This is a genomic window from Kastovskya adunca (assembly GCF_059505785.1).
The window spans coordinates 70,034-86,896 of record NZ_JCACLG010000009.1; the positions used below are offsets into that span (position 1 = coordinate 70,034).

General features: G+C 48.1%; 13 protein-coding genes. 3 read left to right on the plus strand and 10 right to left on the minus strand.

The features are described from left to right. Positions 1-3,066 (minus strand): hypothetical protein (locus AC5JR3_RS02760; RefSeq protein WP_495842808.1); only part of this gene is annotated, 3,066 nt, incomplete at its 3' end. Positions 3,067-3,271: 205 nt separating this feature from the next. After that, complete coding sequence (locus tag AC5JR3_RS02765) at positions 3,272-4,228, minus strand: ribonuclease Z (RefSeq protein WP_495842810.1); 957 nt, start codon at positions 4,226-4,228, stop codon at positions 3,272-3,274. Positions 4,229-4,899: 671 nt separating this feature from the next. On the opposite strand from AC5JR3_RS02765, the gene AC5JR3_RS02770 reads away from it, so the two are divergent. Beyond that, a complete protein-coding gene (locus tag AC5JR3_RS02770) occupies positions 4,900-6,048 on the plus strand; it encodes a SpoIID/LytB domain-containing protein (protein WP_495842812.1) in 1,149 nt (382 codons plus the stop codon). 171 nt (positions 6,049-6,219) lie between these two features. On the opposite strand, the gene AC5JR3_RS02775 is transcribed toward AC5JR3_RS02770, so the two are convergent. Both AC5JR3_RS02775 and AC5JR3_RS02780 read right to left on the minus strand, forming a co-directional pair. Next, positions 6,220-7,548: a hypothetical protein gene (locus AC5JR3_RS02775; RefSeq protein ID WP_495842814.1), complete on the minus strand. Its 1,329-nt coding sequence runs from the start codon at positions 7,546-7,548 to the stop codon at positions 6,220-6,222. A gap of 175 nt (positions 7,549-7,723) precedes the next feature. Next, positions 7,724-7,855 carry a hypothetical protein gene (locus AC5JR3_RS02780; RefSeq protein WP_495842817.1) on the minus strand — a complete coding sequence of 44 codons (132 nt, stop codon included), beginning with the start codon at positions 7,853-7,855 and terminating at the stop codon, positions 7,724-7,726. A 36-nt stretch (positions 7,856-7,891) separates the two neighbouring features. On the opposite strand from AC5JR3_RS02780, the gene ilvC reads away from it, so the two are divergent. Next, a complete protein-coding gene (gene ilvC, locus AC5JR3_RS02785) occupies positions 7,892-8,887 on the plus strand; it encodes a ketol-acid reductoisomerase (RefSeq protein WP_495842818.1) in 996 nt (331 codons plus the stop codon). A gap of 140 nt (positions 8,888-9,027) precedes the next feature. Here the strand turns inward: ilvC and AC5JR3_RS02790 are convergent, their stop codons facing one another. From AC5JR3_RS02790 to AC5JR3_RS02805, 4 genes are all read right to left on the minus strand, one after another. Next, positions 9,028-9,252 carry a hypothetical protein gene (locus AC5JR3_RS02790; RefSeq protein WP_495842820.1) on the minus strand — a complete coding sequence of 75 codons (225 nt, stop codon included), beginning with the start codon at positions 9,250-9,252 and terminating at the stop codon, positions 9,028-9,030. A 222-nt stretch (positions 9,253-9,474) separates the two neighbouring features. Beyond that, positions 9,475-11,010, minus strand: coding sequence for a mercuric reductase (locus AC5JR3_RS02795; protein WP_495842822.1), 1,536 nt, complete (start codon positions 11,008-11,010; stop codon positions 9,475-9,477). Positions 11,011-11,078: 68 nt separating this feature from the next. Further along, positions 11,079-11,822 carry a TVP38/TMEM64 family protein gene (locus AC5JR3_RS02800; RefSeq protein ID WP_495842850.1) on the minus strand — a complete coding sequence of 248 codons (744 nt, stop codon included), beginning with the start codon at positions 11,820-11,822 and terminating at the stop codon, positions 11,079-11,081. A 493-nt stretch (positions 11,823-12,315) separates the two neighbouring features. Continuing rightward, entirely contained in the window at positions 12,316-12,906 is a 591-nt protein-coding gene (locus AC5JR3_RS02805) for a Uma2 family endonuclease (RefSeq protein ID WP_495842824.1), read from the minus strand. 182 nt (positions 12,907-13,088) lie between these two features. On the opposite strand from AC5JR3_RS02805, the gene AC5JR3_RS02810 reads away from it, so the two are divergent. After that, on the plus strand, positions 13,089-13,664 hold the full coding sequence (locus tag AC5JR3_RS02810; protein ID WP_495842826.1) for a hypothetical protein: 576 nt from the start codon (positions 13,089-13,091) through the stop codon (positions 13,662-13,664). A 17-nt stretch (positions 13,665-13,681) separates the two neighbouring features. On the opposite strand, the gene AC5JR3_RS02815 is transcribed toward AC5JR3_RS02810, so the two are convergent. Beyond that, positions 13,682-14,305 (minus strand): TenA family protein, encoded by a 624-nt coding sequence (locus tag AC5JR3_RS02815; RefSeq protein ID WP_495842828.1) that lies wholly within the window; start codon positions 14,303-14,305, stop codon positions 13,682-13,684. A 239-nt stretch (positions 14,306-14,544) separates the two neighbouring features. Then, positions 14,545-16,470: an ABC transporter ATP-binding protein gene (locus AC5JR3_RS02820; RefSeq protein WP_495842830.1), complete on the minus strand. Its 1,926-nt coding sequence runs from the start codon at positions 16,468-16,470 to the stop codon at positions 14,545-14,547. Positions 16,471-16,863 lie beyond the last annotated feature (393 nt).

Here is a 16,863-nt window from a genome sequence, read left to right on the forward strand (position 1 = left end):
GCTCCCGTTCGGCTGAGCTGACGTCGAAGCCTGCTCCCCTGCTCCCCTGCTCCCCTGCTCTTCAAAACCCGGCTCCTCCGTTGCTAAGTTGCCAACAAACCCTGCATTCCAAAGAAATTGCGTAAAAGTTTTCACCGCTTCCTGATTTTGCGGTGCTGTTGTCATGAACAGGGCGAGGGGAAGTTCTGCTTTCGGCACTTCAGGGTGGTAGCAGCACCACTCGACTAACTTCTCCCAACACATGCCTTGCCAGAAGCATTGCCACGCCGCCTCCAGTTCTCCCACTTGGAGAAAGTAGCGTCCTGCTTCTTGAAATTGCGCTTCGAATTTCAGCGCCCAAGCTTCGCAATAATCTGCTTTTGCCGTATCGCCAAGACCACGATAAAACTGTCTAGCGCGTCGGAGCAAGCTGGGATTTTCTGAGTTTAATCCCTTAGTTTCAAATTCTTGCGCGATCGCTTCCGGGTCATCTTCGCGCATTTCCTGCACCGTTTGCGCTGTACCTGTCTCCAAAAGCTGTAGGCTACCTTCCCAGGTAGAGGGGTTTTTAACCTGTCGTAACAGTTCCTGCACTTCCGTTGCCTTACTGGCATGTTGCCACAGCAAGCGATCGCCTTCGGGTGAATCTACAACAAACAACCGCTCTGTAGCTCGGCTAGCAGCGACATAAAGCTTGTTAAAAAAGTATTCCACCTGTACAGGTAGAGAACTGCCTTCACGCTTGGCTTGCCAAGTTTGGCGATCGCATTCTTGACCAAATTTGTAGAGAATGACTCGTTTAAACTCTAGTCCTTTCGCCGCGATCGCACTTAACACGTTCTTGATTAAGCCGTAGTCAATAGCGCGGATACCAGAATCGGGCAATCTGACTTCATGCGAGTAAATTTCCCCTAGTAAGGGATCGCTTTGAACATAGGCAACTTCCTCTCCTTCCTCACAAGGAACAATAATTATCGTGTCTTTAATGTAGTTTTTCAGTTCCTCCGCCGCGATCGTTTCTCCCACGATGAACTTTTGGGGCTGGGGGAAGTTGCCTTGCTGCCATGCCGTTTGCGGTTGCAGTTCAGCAATATCAAACAGTACCCGCCGCCAAAATTGAATTAAATTCGTTAGTTTCACAATCGGCGGACTAGAACGGTAGTTGTACGCCAGTTCCTGAAAGTTAACCACTAGTTTCAACTGCTCGGAAGGATCGAGAGCGGTAATCACTTCCGCATCAAAAACCGCCTGTACACTAGACCAATGGAATCCCGCCGGGTTTAATGTCTGAAAGGGATCGCCCGCAAAGGCAAAGGGCAAGCTATTGAGCGGCTGATAGCCTAGGTGATAGCGAGAAAAGACCGATAGCCGCATAATTAGTTGCAGCTCTAGTCGGGTAAAGTCCTGCGCCTCATCGCAGAAAATTGCCACGTACTCCGATGGGTAACACTTGAGTTCCAACACTCTGGCAATCAAATCTTGATCGTCCCAATACCCCTGTTCTTCGGTAATGCGCTGGTACCACCGCTCCCAAATCGTCTCGTAAATTCCCTGATACTTTTTAATAGAGATGATCTGTTCCTTGCGAGGAACTTCTTCTAGGTAGTCTTCCGGCGTCATGCACTCCCCGCGAAGCGCACCTTTGATGAAGGTGCGGATAATGTGCCATGCCAGTTCCGGGGAATATTTCCGAGCTTGGGGCAGTTGTAACATCGTAGGAACCGCACGGGCAGTGGTATTGCCAAATTCCGGCGGACTTTTTCCCTGATAAAGTTGCTTGAAACGATGAAAGGAAATATAACGCTCTAAATCGAAGCGATCGCGTTCGGCGGCGGGCAGTAAATTTAGGAGAAATTTCTGGAACGGTTGAAAGAAACTATTAATATTGGGAAGTTGATCTTTTTGAGTGCGCTCGGCAACAAACCGATGGTGAGAAGACAAAAGCCGCTGCACTCCTTGTTTTGCCACATCCAAAAGCCGCTCGTTATAGGTGAGAAATAACGGCTCTCCAGGTAGGGGCACCCCCCGACGATGTCCCTGCTTGTCATAAAACTTGCGGTAGCAGTAGTCCGCAAATAGATAAAGCAGCATAGTGGACTTACCACTTCCGGCGCGTCCATTGATAAATATCGGTAACGCTCCTTCCCCCGGAACAGAGGTAGACACTGACTTGAGGATTTTTTCCTCTTCCGGGGAGAGTGCCAAATTTGCCTCTTTGCCCCGCTCAATCGCCAGCCAGCTTTCTTCATCCGCTAGCAAGTAGGCAGGGTAGGAACGTTGAGCATAGGGCGTCAATTCCTCTAGGCTCAACTGTCTAGATAAGATGCTGCTAGAACTTACACCATCAAAAAGTGCCGTTGCTACTCCCACCTGAATCACTTCTTCGGGGGAGGGTTGGCGATGGAAGGGGGCGAGGAGAAATAACACGCCTCCAACCGCCGTGTCTGCGGTTTCGATCTCGCTAAACAGGACGTAGCAATTGTTTTTGCTGGCTAGCTTGACATGGGGATAACCCGCGATCGCTTCACACTCACTTCTTTTGTCCCGAATGCCAGCGATCGCCTGATAGTAAGTTTCCCACTCCGTTTGGATGTCCCGTTGTTTAAAGCGCCTCACCCATTCTTCGCTTTCGTAAATAATCCAGTCTCCCGTTACGGTTTCCATCTCCCAGCCAGGAGTTTCTAGCCAGGGGTGCAACTCAGCAGGCAGTTCTGGGAGAGGTTCGACGGGTTGTTGTTTAGTTTTTTGACTTTGTAGCCAGTCGCGCAGTTCTTGCGGATTAAGGGAGGATTCTAGGTATATCCTGCCGTAGTCTCGTGGTGATTCTAGAAACTGCTGGTAGTCATTGTCACCGCGCTTAAAGATGTCGAGCAAGCATAGCAACTCCTGATCATCGACGCGCAAAATCCGGGCAATCAGGCGACGATTGAGAATGCGGCGCTTGAGATAAGGATAAACTCGCTCAAACCGCGTTTGCACCTCATCAATTCTTTGTGCCTCCAGTTCGACACAAAGATCGTCCACCCTTACCCCTATACCGTACCGCTCTGCCTTCTGATTAAACTGAGTGGTGCGATAGACGTACATGAGAAAGTCTCCACTCTGACCGACAAAAATATAGTGTGTTATTGCTATTACTTATTGTCGTTCAGCGAAGACAGGAGCTGAAGAAGATTTTAGTTATAAATTATACAAGGTAGGAATTTTTACCTACCTAACAGCCGAACAACGAAGGAGATGTTTTGCTGGTTAGTAGGCGATCGCTCCTTTGCGGTTCATCCAAATCAGGTCATTACCCCGTAGTCACCAACTGCTCTGTGCGACGCCGGGGCACCTCGTACACCAAAAAGTCGTAGGCTAATTGGGTGTTGGGGAAAATTGCCCGTGCTTCCTGAAGCAAGTCATTGAGCATAATTGCATTGCCGGGAGCATAGCGAGGGCTGAAATGCGTCATGATCAGATGCTTTGCCCCTGCACTCAAAGCAACTTGCGCTGCCATAGTTGAAGTGGAATGCAAGCGGTCAAATGCCAGTTGAGCGTCTTGGTGAGCAAAGGTGGCTTCGTGAATTAGCAGGTCGGCATCTTGTGCTAGTTCTACTGCACTCTCACAATAGACCGTATCTGTGCAGTACACGAACTTGCGCCCTACTTCTGGGGCTTCGCACAACTGGGCTCCATTAATTTTCTGACCGTCTGGTAGGGTGATGGTTTCACCACGTTTGAGTTTGCCATAAAGAGGCCCAGAGGGAATCCCTAGAGCAGCTGCTTTTTGCACATCAAAGCGTCCGGGGCGGTCTTTTTCCTCTACTCGATAGCCGAATGCCGGAACACGGTGCTTGAGGGGGCGGCAACTGACAGTAAATTCTTCGTCTTCGTAAACGACTCCCGGTTGAATGGTGTGGATATGAACCGGGTAGGAGAAGTGGGTATAGGAGTATTTGCCACTGCGGTTGAGGTATTCGTCTAAACCCGCAGGGCCATAAATATCAATGCGATCTGGGTTTCCTGCTAAACCACAGCTTGCCAAGAGTCCCATCAAACCGAAGATGTGATCGCCGTGCATATGGGTGATGAAAATCCGCCGTAGCTGAGAGATTTTCAGGTCACTCCGCAGCACTTGATGCTGCGTGCCTTCACCACAATCAAACAACCACAGTTCTGATCGCTGGGGCAAACGCAAACCAACACTAGAAACATTACGCGATCGCGTCGGTACTCCAGAACTCGTTCCTAAAAAAGTAATTTGCACAGGCGTTGACCATCTTCAGCAGTTTTTGGACATTATCTTTATGTTACACAGCAAGGCAAGGGGGAAGAGAGTGCTGAGTCCTGAGTCGGTGAGTCCTGAGTAGGGGAGAAAGTATGTTCGGCGAAGCCGTTGCTGGAGGCGCTTGGTGAAGTATGAAGTATGAAGGATGAAGTGTGAAGTGTAGTTATCCCCTTGCTCCCCTGCACCCCCGCACCCCTGCACCCCTGCTCCCCTGCACCCCTGCACCCCTGCTCCCCTGCTCCCCTGCACCCCCGCTCCCCTGCTCCCCCGCTCCCCCGCTCCCCTGCACCCCTGCACCCCTGCACCCCTGCTCCCCCTTCTCTTCTTACTCAGGACTCACCGACTCAGGACTCAGGACTAACACCAAGGGAACACTAACTCGGTCTACGGCATCAGAGTAAGAACTACAGATGGCATCTACCAGATGGGTCATAAATGTGGTAAACCTATCCCAATGAACCCATCTAAAGGAGTAACCCCCTGGAAAGAGTCGGCTGCTACGTTCGGCTGTGGCAAAGAAAAGTTAATCCAGGCGGATTTTCTCTCAAGTTTCTTGAACTCAGTACGTTAGCGACAGCAAAAACGCACAATTTCTTGACTGTTGCTCTCAAAAACGAAAACAGTCGTCTTTAAGTGAGGAATTTTTACAGATGGCATCTAGATCTTTTTCCGTTTCTCCTGTGTTGCTCTTGAAGCAGATGAGCGCGTTAGGAGGGCGTCATTGGTGGCTCTCCTTTTTACTGTGGATTGTTATGGTGGGGCCAGCACAAGCGGCGACGGACTTGCGAGTAGCGATTAAAGACGGTGTCAGCCGCGTGCAAGTGGGTAGCTCAACTAACGCCATCGTTCGCAATAGCGCGGGTCAACAAGTGGGAGAACTAGAGGCTCTGAATGCCTTTACTGCTCAAGGAGGCGGTAGTAGCGTCGCTGTGGGGAATTGGCGCTCTAACCAGCTTTGGATTGAGCCGAGGGATAATGGTTATGTGTGGATTGGCGATCGCTGGTATCGGGGACGCACCAAAATCATTCCTAAAGGTCAAGGAATCACGGCGGTCAATTACGTTGATTTAGAACAATATCTCTATAGCGTGCTGGGGGCGGAAATGAGTCCCACTTGGCCCCAAGAAGCGCTGAAAGCACAAGCTGTTGCTGCTCGTTCTTTTGCCCTCAACAAGCGAGCCACCTCAGCCAATGCCCTCTATGACGTAGTAAACACAGTTAACTCCCAGGTTTACAAAGGTCTGGACACGGAAGCTCAAGGCACCCATATGGCTGTCAATGCTACCGCTGGACAGGTGATGACCTACGGGGGGCAAGTTATTTTAGCAGCCTTCCACTCCTCATCTGGAGGACATACGGAAAATGTCGAAGATGTTTGGGTTCAACCGCTTCCCTACTTGCGGGGTGTCGCCGATTATGATATAGGTTCACCTGTGTATGAGTGGACAAAAAGCTTTTCTGTCGGTGAGTTGACTGGCAAAATTGGTGGAGTTGGCACGGTGCGGTCAATGACACCAGAGCGCACAACCCCTCACGGACGCGTTGTCACGATGAAAGTCACAGGCGATCGCGGATCTAAGCGTCTTACTGGTAATGAGTTACGCAGCGCCCTCGGACTGAGAAGCACTCTCTTTACCGTTGCTCCAACTGGCAGCAGTTTTCTAATTAGTGGACGGGGTTACGGTCACGGATTAGGCTTGAGTCAGTGGGGGGCGCATAATTTAGCTGCCCAAGGCACTGACTACCAGCAAATTTTGACTCACTATTACCAAGGTGCCACGATCTCCCAAACCAACTAACTGTTTGGCTAATGGCTAAGGGTAAGACAAGCACTGTTCTATTAAGCATCGCTGAACGACATTTCAGTCTCAGTGATGCTTGTGCTTGATTAAAGAACTTCTCTCCTTCCCGGTGGGTTAGCGACGCGTAACCCACCACGTCGGGTCTAGGATTACAGAAATCCTCGAAACTTACTTCTCTTCTCTTAAACGGCGTTGCCATTCGGCATCGATTTGGGCGGAGCGTTCGACTTCCTGATCGATTAAGTCGGTTTCGGTGGTATAGGTCAAATCCGCCTCGTCGATGATATTCTGAGCAGCGAATTGACGCGCGTAGGTAATTTTCTTCCGCAACGCCGTATCGGATTGATTCAGTACCTCTGCTTGCGCTTGGCGTTTTTGGTTGCGCGCCTCGATTCGGGGATTCTGCATCTGAATCCAGAAGTAGCGAATCAGCGGGACTGCCAAGAAAGCGATGCCATACCCTAGCAAGACCCAGTAAATCGATTGGACGAGGGCAACCAGTCCACCCAACTCTGCCGCCACTACACCCCCTCTCAATAGGGAACCGAGAGCCAGCGCTCCGACAAAGTTCAGCGCCCCTAGTCCAATAGCCAGCATGATTTGTCCGCTACTTGCTTGGCTAAAGCGCCAGGGATATTCTCGGAGATAGGCGGGTACGGGTTGCGGCGATCGCGATCGCGCTGTTGTTTGCAGTTCTGGGAAGTGATAGACAATCTCCCCATCAGGGCTGACTTCTGGACGCCCGTTGAAGCGCGTTAGGACGGGTAACATATAGTCTTCGTCCTCGCGCTTGTACGCGGCTCCTAAGTCATCGAGGTAAGGTGCCACTTGCTCGGCGGCGACAGCACCCTTAGAGTTGCGAATTGCGGTGCCAATTTCTTGCCAGCGACGTTCTTCTAAGTCGGCGTTAGGATTGCCATCACCAAATAAGAAAGAAAAAATAGCCTCAAAAAAGTTCAGCCCGTTTTCTTTAGCGGCGGGAGCGTTGGCTCGTTGGCGTCGATGACGCCGATCGTAGCTAGGATCGAAAACCCAGAAGAGATCGGGGAAAACAAACAAACGCGGGAAGAAGAAAAATCCGCCACCGTCAGAACGACCACTGCGACCGCTAGAGTTGTTGTTATCGCCACCACTGGCACTAATGCCGATGATGATAACGGCGATCGTTACAAAAATCAGGAGAATTGAAGCGACCAGGACAATCCCAAAAGAAATCCGAATCAGATAGAACAAAACACGCCAAATTTTGTCCCACCATTCCTGCAACTTTAACCGTAGGTACTTGTTACGGAGAACAGTGCGAAAGTGTTTGGGAAACTCGTAAGCAATCTCACCTGCCTCGGAGACCTGCAAATGTCCCCCAGCTTCAGATGCTAGTGCTAGTAAACCTTGTTGAGCTTGGTTAACATTCAATCCCGCCTGAGCGGCAACATCCCCAACCGTGACGCGGTAGCCAAGCTGCTCAACGGAACGCATGATTGTTGGATTGGGAGGCATGGGATTCCTTTTATGATTAATTCCCTACTACATCCAGTATAGATTTCTTAACTTTTGCCTGTTGTCGGCTTTCCCCTAGGGATTGGAGCTGGTTACTAGATTAGCAACCTGGGTATTCCTGAGTCAAAGGTGCCAATTGACGAAAGCCAGTAGATGTTTTCAATCGATGCTAAACCTACATCAAGCGATCGCTCTCTGTTGTCCTGTCAATAAGCTTAGGGATAACGGGAGCGATCGCCAATACCATCTCTCCTTCTCGCCCTGAGCGGGTTGCTACAAGTTTTGGGTTAAAATCAAGAGTTTGCACCTCAATTCCCTACGCTTGCAGCAAGGAGATGTCGCTATGGCGCGGATGTATTACGACGCTGATGCCAATTTAGACTTACTAAACGGAAAAACCGTCGCCATCATCGGTTACGGTTCTCAAGGTCACGCCCACGCCCTCAATCTTAAAGATAGTGGCGTCAATGTCATTGTCGGACTGTATCCCGGCAGCAAATCGGCGGCAAAAGCAGAGTCTGCTGGTTTGAAAGTTCACTCTGTGGCGGATGCTTCCAAGGCGGCTGACTTGATTATGATTTTGCTGCCTGATGAAGTGCAAAAGGCAGTTTACAAACAGGAAATCGAGCCGCACCTGACTGAGGGCAAGGCATTGGCATTTGCCCACGGCTTTAATATTCACTATGGTCAAGTCGTCCCACCTGAGTCTGTGGATGTGGTGATGGTTGCTCCCAAAGGGCCGGGACATTTGGTAAGACGCACCTATGAACAAGGCGAAGGTGTGCCTTGCTTATTTGCGGTATATCAGGATGCTACAGGTCAGGCACGCGATCGCGCCATGGCTTATGCCAAAGGAGTCGGTGGAACTCGTGCTGGCATTCTAGAAACCACCTTCCGCGAAGAAACGGAAACTGATTTGTTTGGTGAGCAAGTTGTGTTGTGTGGTGGATTGAGTGCGCTGATTAAAGGGGGATTTGAAACCTTGGTTAATGCCGGATATCAGCCGGAGTTGGCATATTTTGAATGCCTCCACGAAGTCAAGTTAATCGTAGACTTGATTGTGGAAGGCGGACTCGCTACTATGCGCGACAGCATCTCCAATACGGCTGAGTATGGTGACTATACTCGCGGCCCTCGCATCGTCACTGACGAAACCCGCGCCGAGATGCGCCAAGTCCTCAAGGAAATCCAAAGCGGACAATTTGCCCGTGAGTTTGTCTTGGAAAACCAATCTGGTAAGCCCGGATTCACGGCGATGCGTCGCCAAGAAGCCGAACACCCGATTGAGGAAGTTGGCAAGGATTTACGGGCAATGTTTAGCTGGCTGAAGAAAAAGTAGTTTTTGTCCGGTTTGATTGTTTGCTGAGTGGGGAGACGCGATCGCTTTTAGTCGTTGGACTAATCACAGCAGTCATCAACCGGGGAAGATTTGAGTGGTTAACAGTGGGGCGTAGGAGGCGAGAACTGCGCTTCGTTGCCTCACTGGGAGCCTTCTTCTTGTTGCTGAATAGCACGTTCAGTGCGCTCATTGGGTTTGAGTTTGTTAGGTCTCCAATCGGGAAACATTCCGGCAATGAATTGATTGATGGAGGTTCGGGTTTGAGTACTGGCTGTACCTACCGGTTCGGGAAGGAAGCGATCGCCAAAACCGATAAAAACTAACACCAGGATGACTAATATAGGGGTCAAAGCATTAGAGCGCATGGCTAGTTCTCGGATAGTGGGACTTATTTGTTCGATCTTATCGTTCCCAACGATTACCGGAAAATCAACAGAAGATTCAGCGCTTCATTATGTCTTCATCTCCCCATGACTTCATGGACATTAATTATGGCAACACCGAGGAACAAGAGAGTTGTCAGAAAAGAGACGTGATCGCCTTTTTCTTAAAAAAACACTGATTCGTCAGTCCAACAACCCGGAAGACTAAGATAACTTTCTCAGCAAACCTAAAAATGTCTTTGTCCTAGAGGTCAATAGAGTGCGGCGATAAGCGTCGGCGGCTTTTTTAATGCCTTCTGCTTGGGTAGGGTAGGGATGAATTACTCCTGAAAGCTTGCTCAAACCAATCTTATTGACGATCGCGGTTGTTACTTCGCTAATCATTTCCCCCGCGTGAGGAGCAACAATGGTTGCACCAAGAATTTCATCTGAGCCTCGTTTGTGGTGGATTTTAACAAAGCCCCCCTCTTCCCCATCAACGATCGCTCGGTCTACAGTACTAAAAGGAATTTTGATCGTACTGATATCAAGTCCTTTCGCCTGCGCCTCATGTTCGTACATCCCCACATGAGCAATCTCCGGGTCAGTATAAGTCACCCAAGGAGTTACTAAATCGCTAAACTTCGAGCGGGCTAGACCAAAGGGGGAAAATAAAGTATTTTTGATCACAATCCGCGCCGCTGCATCCGCCATGTGAGTAAACTTCTGACTCAGACAGATATCCCCCGCCGCGTAAATTTTAGGATTCGTTGTCTGGAGGTAATCGTTTACCTTTACCCCTTCTTTGCCATACTCCACCCCCACCGCTGCTAAATTCAATCCTTCCACATTAGGGGCGCGTCCCGCACCAACGAGAATTTCATCAACGGTAATTGCTTCTTCTTTGCCATTACTGCTGAAGAAGATTGTCTTCCCTCCACTAGACTTCTCTACACGCTGAATCTTGCTATTGAGTATCAGGCGAATTCCTTCGCGGATAAAGCTTTGCTGGACAATTTCTGCGGCGTCAGTGTCCTCTTTATTGAGAAGGTGACTACCGCGATGAAACAGCACCACTTCACAACCTAAACGGTGGAAGGCTTGCGCTAATTCTGAACCAATCGGCCCTCCACCAATTATTGCCAGTCGTTGCGGGCGTTCGGTGAGAGAAAAGACCGTTTCATTGGTAAGGTAGCCAGCTTCCTCAATTCCCTCAATTGGCAATCGCGCCGCCCTCGCACCTGTGGCAATTACGGCTTTCTTAAATCGCAGCCTCTTACCCGCTACTTCAATCGTGTTTCCGTTCTGGAAGCGCCCACCTCCTAAAAACACATCAATACCCAGTTTCTGAAACCGCTCGACAGAATCGTGATCAGAAATTCCTGCCCGTAACTTCCGCATCCGTGCCATTACAGCAGGAAAATCAATCTCAATTTTGTCTGGGGGATGAATGCCATACGCCCCCGCCTCACGCATCTGAGCAACAATACGGGATGAACGGATCACGCACTTGGACGGTACGCAACCGAAATTTAAGCAATCACCACCCATAAGGTGTTTTTCAACCAGGGCAACTTTCAAACCGATATCTAAACCTGCCGCCCCCGCCGCAACCACCAACCCTGCTGTCCCTGCACCAATGACGACTAAGTCATACAAGGCAACTGGGGTAGGGTTAATCCAATCATGGGGATGAACGTAGGAAACCAAGATTTGGTTATGTTCATCCATCGGGGGAACGGTGACGTTTTGAGTAGACATGGTGATTGGCTAATGGCTAATAGTTGTAAGGAATACAATTCCCACCCGACAAACTACGGACAAAATCATCACACTTTTGCTGCCAAGGCTCTTTTAGCAATGCGGGTGACGTAGAGGGTGACAGCAACGGTGGCGATGAAGCCGATAATCCGAATTGCCCATTGGATAGTGGGGTTAGTTGGCTGATCTGCGGCACCAACCATGGCGATACTGCTAGCTAGGGAACCGATGTAGACGTACATAATGGTGCCGGGAAGAATGCCTACCGAGGCAATAATGTAGTCTCGGAGGGAAACTTGGGTGAGTCCTAGGGCGTAGTTGAGGAGGTTGAAGGGGAAGACGGGGGAAAGTCGCAGGAGGAAGACTATTTTTAGTCCTTCTTGGGCGATCGCTTGATCCACTGCTTCAAACTTGGCGTTTCCAGCAATCTTCTTGGCTACCCAACCTCGTGCTAAGTAACGCCCGACTAAGAAAGCGGCAGTCAGTCCGATCATTGCCCCAATGAAGACATAGATTGAACCTTCAATGATGCCAAAGACGACACCTGCACCGAGGGTGAGAATGGAACCCGGTAAGAAGGCAACTGTGGCAATGATGTAGAGGGCAATAAAGGCGATCGCACCGACTGCTCCTAGTTGATCAATCCGCTGCAAAGCGTCTCGTAATAGCTGTTGTGGATTAAATCCTGTGGTTGTGGTTGCATCTTGTGCGAAGGCGGGAGCTATTTTATAAATTAAAAGTACGAAGGCAAAGGGAAAAAGAAATAGAAAAACCTGTCGCAGAGCTTTTGCAGTTATCGCCACTTTTAGCATTTGCAGGCACTTGGCTATCCAGTCGAGTAGTGATTGCGGGGTTGAACGGCATCGACGGCTGGCAATTTTGTCTTTCATGACTATGCTTTAGTTGAATGTCACTGACTTGAGCGGAAAATAGTTGTTCTTGAGAAAAACCCAGCTTGGGGGGCTTTTCCCCAATCCCCCTGCACAAGGATTGATCGGTTGTGATGATGCTTTTTTAAGTCAGTGCCATTTTGCCTTAGTTGTATTAAAGTTTTGGCGATCGCTGTTTTAGGCAGCATTTAAGCAGGTAGACAATTTCTTGCTTTTCTAGGAATGCGGGGAAAAAAACAAATATTTCACCTATTTATTAGCTTCTTTAGGTTCCAGTCCAGCGATACTAATGAATATCTTTAAATTGCTTTTAAAAGTATCGATTTGCAGCAATTTCTGAGCTTTACTGCACAGATCTTAAGGTCACTATCTGAAAATTCCCTGAGGATTTGAGAAGAACTTGCCAAGATTAACTTTAGGATGCAACGTCCAGCCAAATTGGTTTGAGATCCAGTACGAAATTTGGTAACACGTATTCTCCTAGTAGCGTTTCCGGGTTTTGTAGCGTTACAGATTCTCGTCCCGAACGGTAGACTTCTACTTGTTGCGTCTGCGGATCGATCAGCCAACCCAAGTGAGTCCCGTTTTTGATGTACTCTTGCATCTTCTCTTTGAGAGTGGAAAGAGCATCAGCGTTGGAGCATAATTCCACCACGAAATCAGGACACAGAGGAGGAAATCGGCGTTTTTGCTCAGTTGTTAAGGCTTCCCAGCGATCGCGTCGTATCCAAGCCACACTTGGCGATCGCTCCGCACCATTAGGCAACTTGAACGCCGTAGAAGAGTCAAAGGCAATTCCCAACTGCGTTTGTCGGCTCCACGCTTGTAGCTGAAAGGCGATTTCAATATGACGATGCCCTGTTTCCCCATCTGTTGTCGGCATGATGATTAATTCTCCCTTAGCAGTACGCTCTAGTCTCAACTGGCGATTTTCTTGACACAATTCATAAAATAGCTGATCGGTTAGCTCTAAAGCTGGATGTAAATTCAGTGTCACCCTGATCATTTTTTACCTGCTTTTTAGAAAGGTTCACCGTTTATACACCATTGGGTAGTTTAAAAACACTACATACCCCAACTACTATAAAGATTCTCCCTGAACTGCCTGTGTTTATGGGCAGGAGGAGATCTTCCTCACCCTACTGTTAAAGCAGGCATATTGCCGTAAAAGAAGGAGCTATAAAAAACATGGATAAGAAAAATAAAAAAAAGAAAGAGGTTGTAGAAACACTGGATATTGATGGAAAACGTCCCGTTGTTGCTGATAAATTTGAAGTAGAAGAAACTCTTGATGTGGATGGGCATCGTCCAATCACCAAAGGCAATATTTCTACTGAACATACTCTCGATGTAGATGGACATCGTCCTATTGATTCTAGTGACATAGAGGTTAAAGAGACGTTCGACATTGATGGGAAGCGTCCCATTGCTGCTGATAAATTTGAAGTAAAAGAAACTCTTGATGTGGATGGGCATCGTCCAATCACCAAGAGCAATATTTCTACTGAACATACTCTCGATATAGATGGACATCGTCCTATTGATCCTAGTGACATAGAGGTTGAAGATACGTTCGACATTGCTGGGAAGCGTCCCATTGTTGCTGATAAATTTGAGGTAGAAGAAACTCTTGATGTGGATGGACATCGTCCGATCACTAAGAGTGAAATCTTAGAGCATGAAAAAATCTCGATTGCAGGCGATCGCCCCATCGCTTCCAACAATCCTGACAATTTGGATATCACTGACGACTATGTTGACTAGTTGGGGATTGGTTACTTTTAAGCCGCATTAAAAGCCATCTGCCAAAAGTCTTTTTCTAAGTTGGCAACTTGTACAAATACAGATTCTGCCTGCTGCTGGATAGCTTCGGGTGCTGTTTGTAGTACCTGCTCCGCTTGTGATTCTAGAAGTTTTACATATTCCGTAAAGCCAGGATTTCCCCATCTATCAGCAAATTCAGCATAAGGTTCGTTCATCTTACCGGGGAGTTGCCAGCCTTGATTGTAAGCCAGCTCAATTGCCCAAAATGCAGTGGCTTGTACAGGATAGGGCATCTCCCCTAAACTATGCATAAACTGACAGTAGTCTGCACAAGCTGGTTGCTTTTTTGTGTCCAGATTAAGCTGTCGTTCTGCGGCTTTTTCTTCAAACCAATTCAGTTCGTCTTTTAGCGCACTAATGCCGCCCAAAATTACATTGAAATGCTGGGGAGGAGCAACGGCTAAAAATCGTCCTGCCATCCGTGTGAATTCAATAACAAACTGGTAATCTTGCACTAACCAGGTATTAAATTGCTCCGGCTTAATTGTTCCTAGTTGACACTGCTGAAGAAAAGGATGTACTGTTGCTTGATGCCAAATTTTGGGATGGTTTTGGAGGAATTTTTGACAGATAGAAGTCATATTATTGCTCGTCGGAATGCTTTAATTAGGCTGAACTGGGGGCATGAGTGAAAATCACAATGGTTTAATCAAAACTACACCTCCTAACTGTTGATGAGTTTATTATCCAATATGGCGATCGCGACCGTTATGAACCAATGAGGGGAAACTAACTAATCCAGGTTGAACCTACGGGACTTTATGAGAAATCGCAGCATTTATCGGGTGTGGTGACGTGCAAGATTCCTCCGACTTCAGCCTTAAGACTCCATCTCGGCTAATTCCATCCAGCGTTCAGTTGCTGTCTCAATTGCCTGAGCTAAAGTTTCTAACTGCGTGTAAAGTTCCTGGACTTGGGTAACTTTACCAGGAGCAGCATTATATAAGGCTTTTTCTGCCTCGGCTTTTTCAGCTTCTAGCTGGGCAATTTTTTTCTCTAATTGTTCAAATTCCTTCAGCTCCCGGTTAGAAATTCGGCGCGATTTACCTTGATTTGATGATTGTTTTGCTGATTTTTCTGATGTGGGGAGTTCGGCTTTTTCCTGAATAGCGCTTTGTTGAGCGGCTTCGGTTTCTTCAGCTTCTTTGTAGTCAAGATAGACGGAATAATTGCCCGGATACTGACGCAAATTGCCCCCTGGTTCTAGGGCAAAGATTGTACCTACAGTGCGATCTAAGAAGTATCGGTCGTGAGAAACGGCAATGACACAGCCGTTAAATTCTTCGAGATATTCTTCTAGTACTGCCAGAGTTTGCACGTCCAGATCGTTTGTTGGTTCGTCGAGAATCAAGACATTCGGCGCACTCATCAGCACCCGCAGGAGAAATAGGCGGCGTTTTTCACCCCCTGAGAGTTTATTTATCGGTGCATACTGCTGATTTCCTGGAAAGAGGAAACGCTCTAACATTTGAGAGGCAGTAATAACGGTACCATCGGCGGTTTTAACGAGTTCTCCAACTTCTTTGAGATAATCGATAACGCGCTGCGAATCGTTGAGGGCTTCTAGTAGTTCGTCAGAATGCTGATCGAAATAGCCGATGTGGATGGTTGTACCGATCTCAACGCTACCAGAATCTGGCTCGATGCGTCCGGTGATGATATCAACTAAGGTAGTTTTGCCTGCACCGTTACCGCCAATAATACCGATGCGATCGCTTGCACTAAATTTGTAGGTAAAGTCTTTGATTAAAGTGCGCTCGTTGTAAGCTTTGGAGATATTTGTCAGTTCAATCACTTTCTTCCCAATCCGACGACCGGGAGTAGAAATATCTACCTTACCTTGAGCTTGTTTAAACTCTTTGTCCTGCATCTCACCGATGCGATCGATGCGGGCTTTTTGCTTGGTACTGCGAGCTTTTGGCCCTCGTTTTAGCCATTCCAACTCGCGACGCAATACGCCTTGATGTTTGCGTTGACTACTGGCGGCGGATTCTTCTGCTAGAGCTTTTTTTTCTAGGTAGTAAGAATAGTTGCCAGAGTAGGTGTAAAGATCGCCTCGGTCGATTTCAATGATGCGATTGGTGACACGATCTAAAAAGTAGCGATCGTGCGTAATCAGCAAAATTGCGCCGCGATAACCGTTTAGGTAACTCTGTAACCACTCCACTGACATCGCATCAAGATGGTTTGTTGGTTCATCCATCAGCAACACATCCGGCTCGGAAAGCAAGGCGGCGGCTAAGGCGATGCGCTTACGATAGCCGCCTGATAAATCGCCAATACGCGCCTCAAAGTCTTCAATTCCTAGCTTCGTGAGGATAATCTTGGCATTAGTTTCTAGTTCCCAAGCGCCTGTTGTCTCCATCCCTTGGGTTACAGCAGAAAAACGCGCCATCAGTTGGCTATCTTCTGGATTGTGAGCCAGTTTGTGGGAAAGCTCTTCATATTCCCGCACCAACGCCATCTGCTCATTACTAGCGGCAAAAACCTGCTCCAGAACGGTGTTTTCCTCGTCCATATCAGGTTGCTGCGGTAAGTAAACAACTCTCACGCCAGAATTGACTAAGAGTTGACCCCCGTCAATTGGCTCGATTCCAGCAATCATTTTCAGCAGTGTGGATTTGCCAGAACCATTGGTGCCAATTAAACCGACCTTATCTGTGATATCCAGACTAAAGCTGGCATCTTTGAGAATTTCTTTAATCCCAAAGTCTTTTTCAACCGATTGCAGCGTGAAGATACTCATGCAGTTTTTCAGCCCTATAAACCCCTACCTAATAAGGTATTGCACTTCCCGGAGGATGATTTTGTCAAAAGAGAGCAAGGCTTGTACCCCTACAAACATGTCCTGAAGAAACAGGCTTAATCAACCATCCCGCCCGAAATTGTGCAACGTCCCTAATAAAGCAGGTTAGCACTCAGGAACTGGAGGAGCGGGGGGATGAGGTGATGGGGAGAAGCAATAACATACTTCACCCTTCTCCTCATCAGGACTCACCGACTCTCATAGCCGTCTCTCTGATAATCCCCAGTAAGTCGAGCGGGTTTATGAAGATTTGATTGAGCAAAGTACTTCCCAAATCTAAAAAAAGGTGCCAGTATTGTAACCATCTTAAAACCCGGTAACCCGATCAGATTA

Coding starts and splice junctions, on each gene's coding strand:
- AC5JR3_RS02770 (WP_495842812.1), top strand. CDS start 4,900: ATGGCATCTAGATCTTTTTCCGTTTCTCCTGTGTTGCTCTTGAAGCAG.
- AC5JR3_RS02775 (WP_495842814.1), bottom strand. CDS start 7,548: ATGCCTCCCAATCCAACAATCATGCGTTCCGTTGAGCAGCTTGGCTAC.
- ilvC (WP_495842818.1), top strand. CDS start 7,892: ATGGCGCGGATGTATTACGACGCTGATGCCAATTTAGACTTACTAAAC.
- AC5JR3_RS02790 (WP_495842820.1), bottom strand. CDS start 9,252: ATGCGCTCTAATGCTTTGACCCCTATATTAGTCATCCTGGTGTTAGTT.
- AC5JR3_RS02795 (WP_495842822.1), bottom strand. CDS start 11,010: ATGTCTACTCAAAACGTCACCGTTCCCCCGATGGATGAACATAACCAA.
- AC5JR3_RS02800 (WP_495842850.1), bottom strand. CDS start 11,822: ATGCTAAAAGTGGCGATAACTGCAAAAGCTCTGCGACAGGTTTTTCTA.
- AC5JR3_RS02805 (WP_495842824.1), bottom strand. CDS start 12,906: ATGATCAGGGTGACACTGAATTTACATCCAGCTTTAGAGCTAACCGAT.
- AC5JR3_RS02810 (WP_495842826.1), top strand. CDS start 13,089: ATGGATAAGAAAAATAAAAAAAAGAAAGAGGTTGTAGAAACACTGGAT.
- AC5JR3_RS02815 (WP_495842828.1), bottom strand. CDS start 14,305: ATGACTTCTATCTGTCAAAAATTCCTCCAAAACCATCCCAAAATTTGG.
- AC5JR3_RS02820 (WP_495842830.1), bottom strand. CDS start 16,470: ATGAGTATCTTCACGCTGCAATCGGTTGAAAAAGACTTTGGGATTAAA.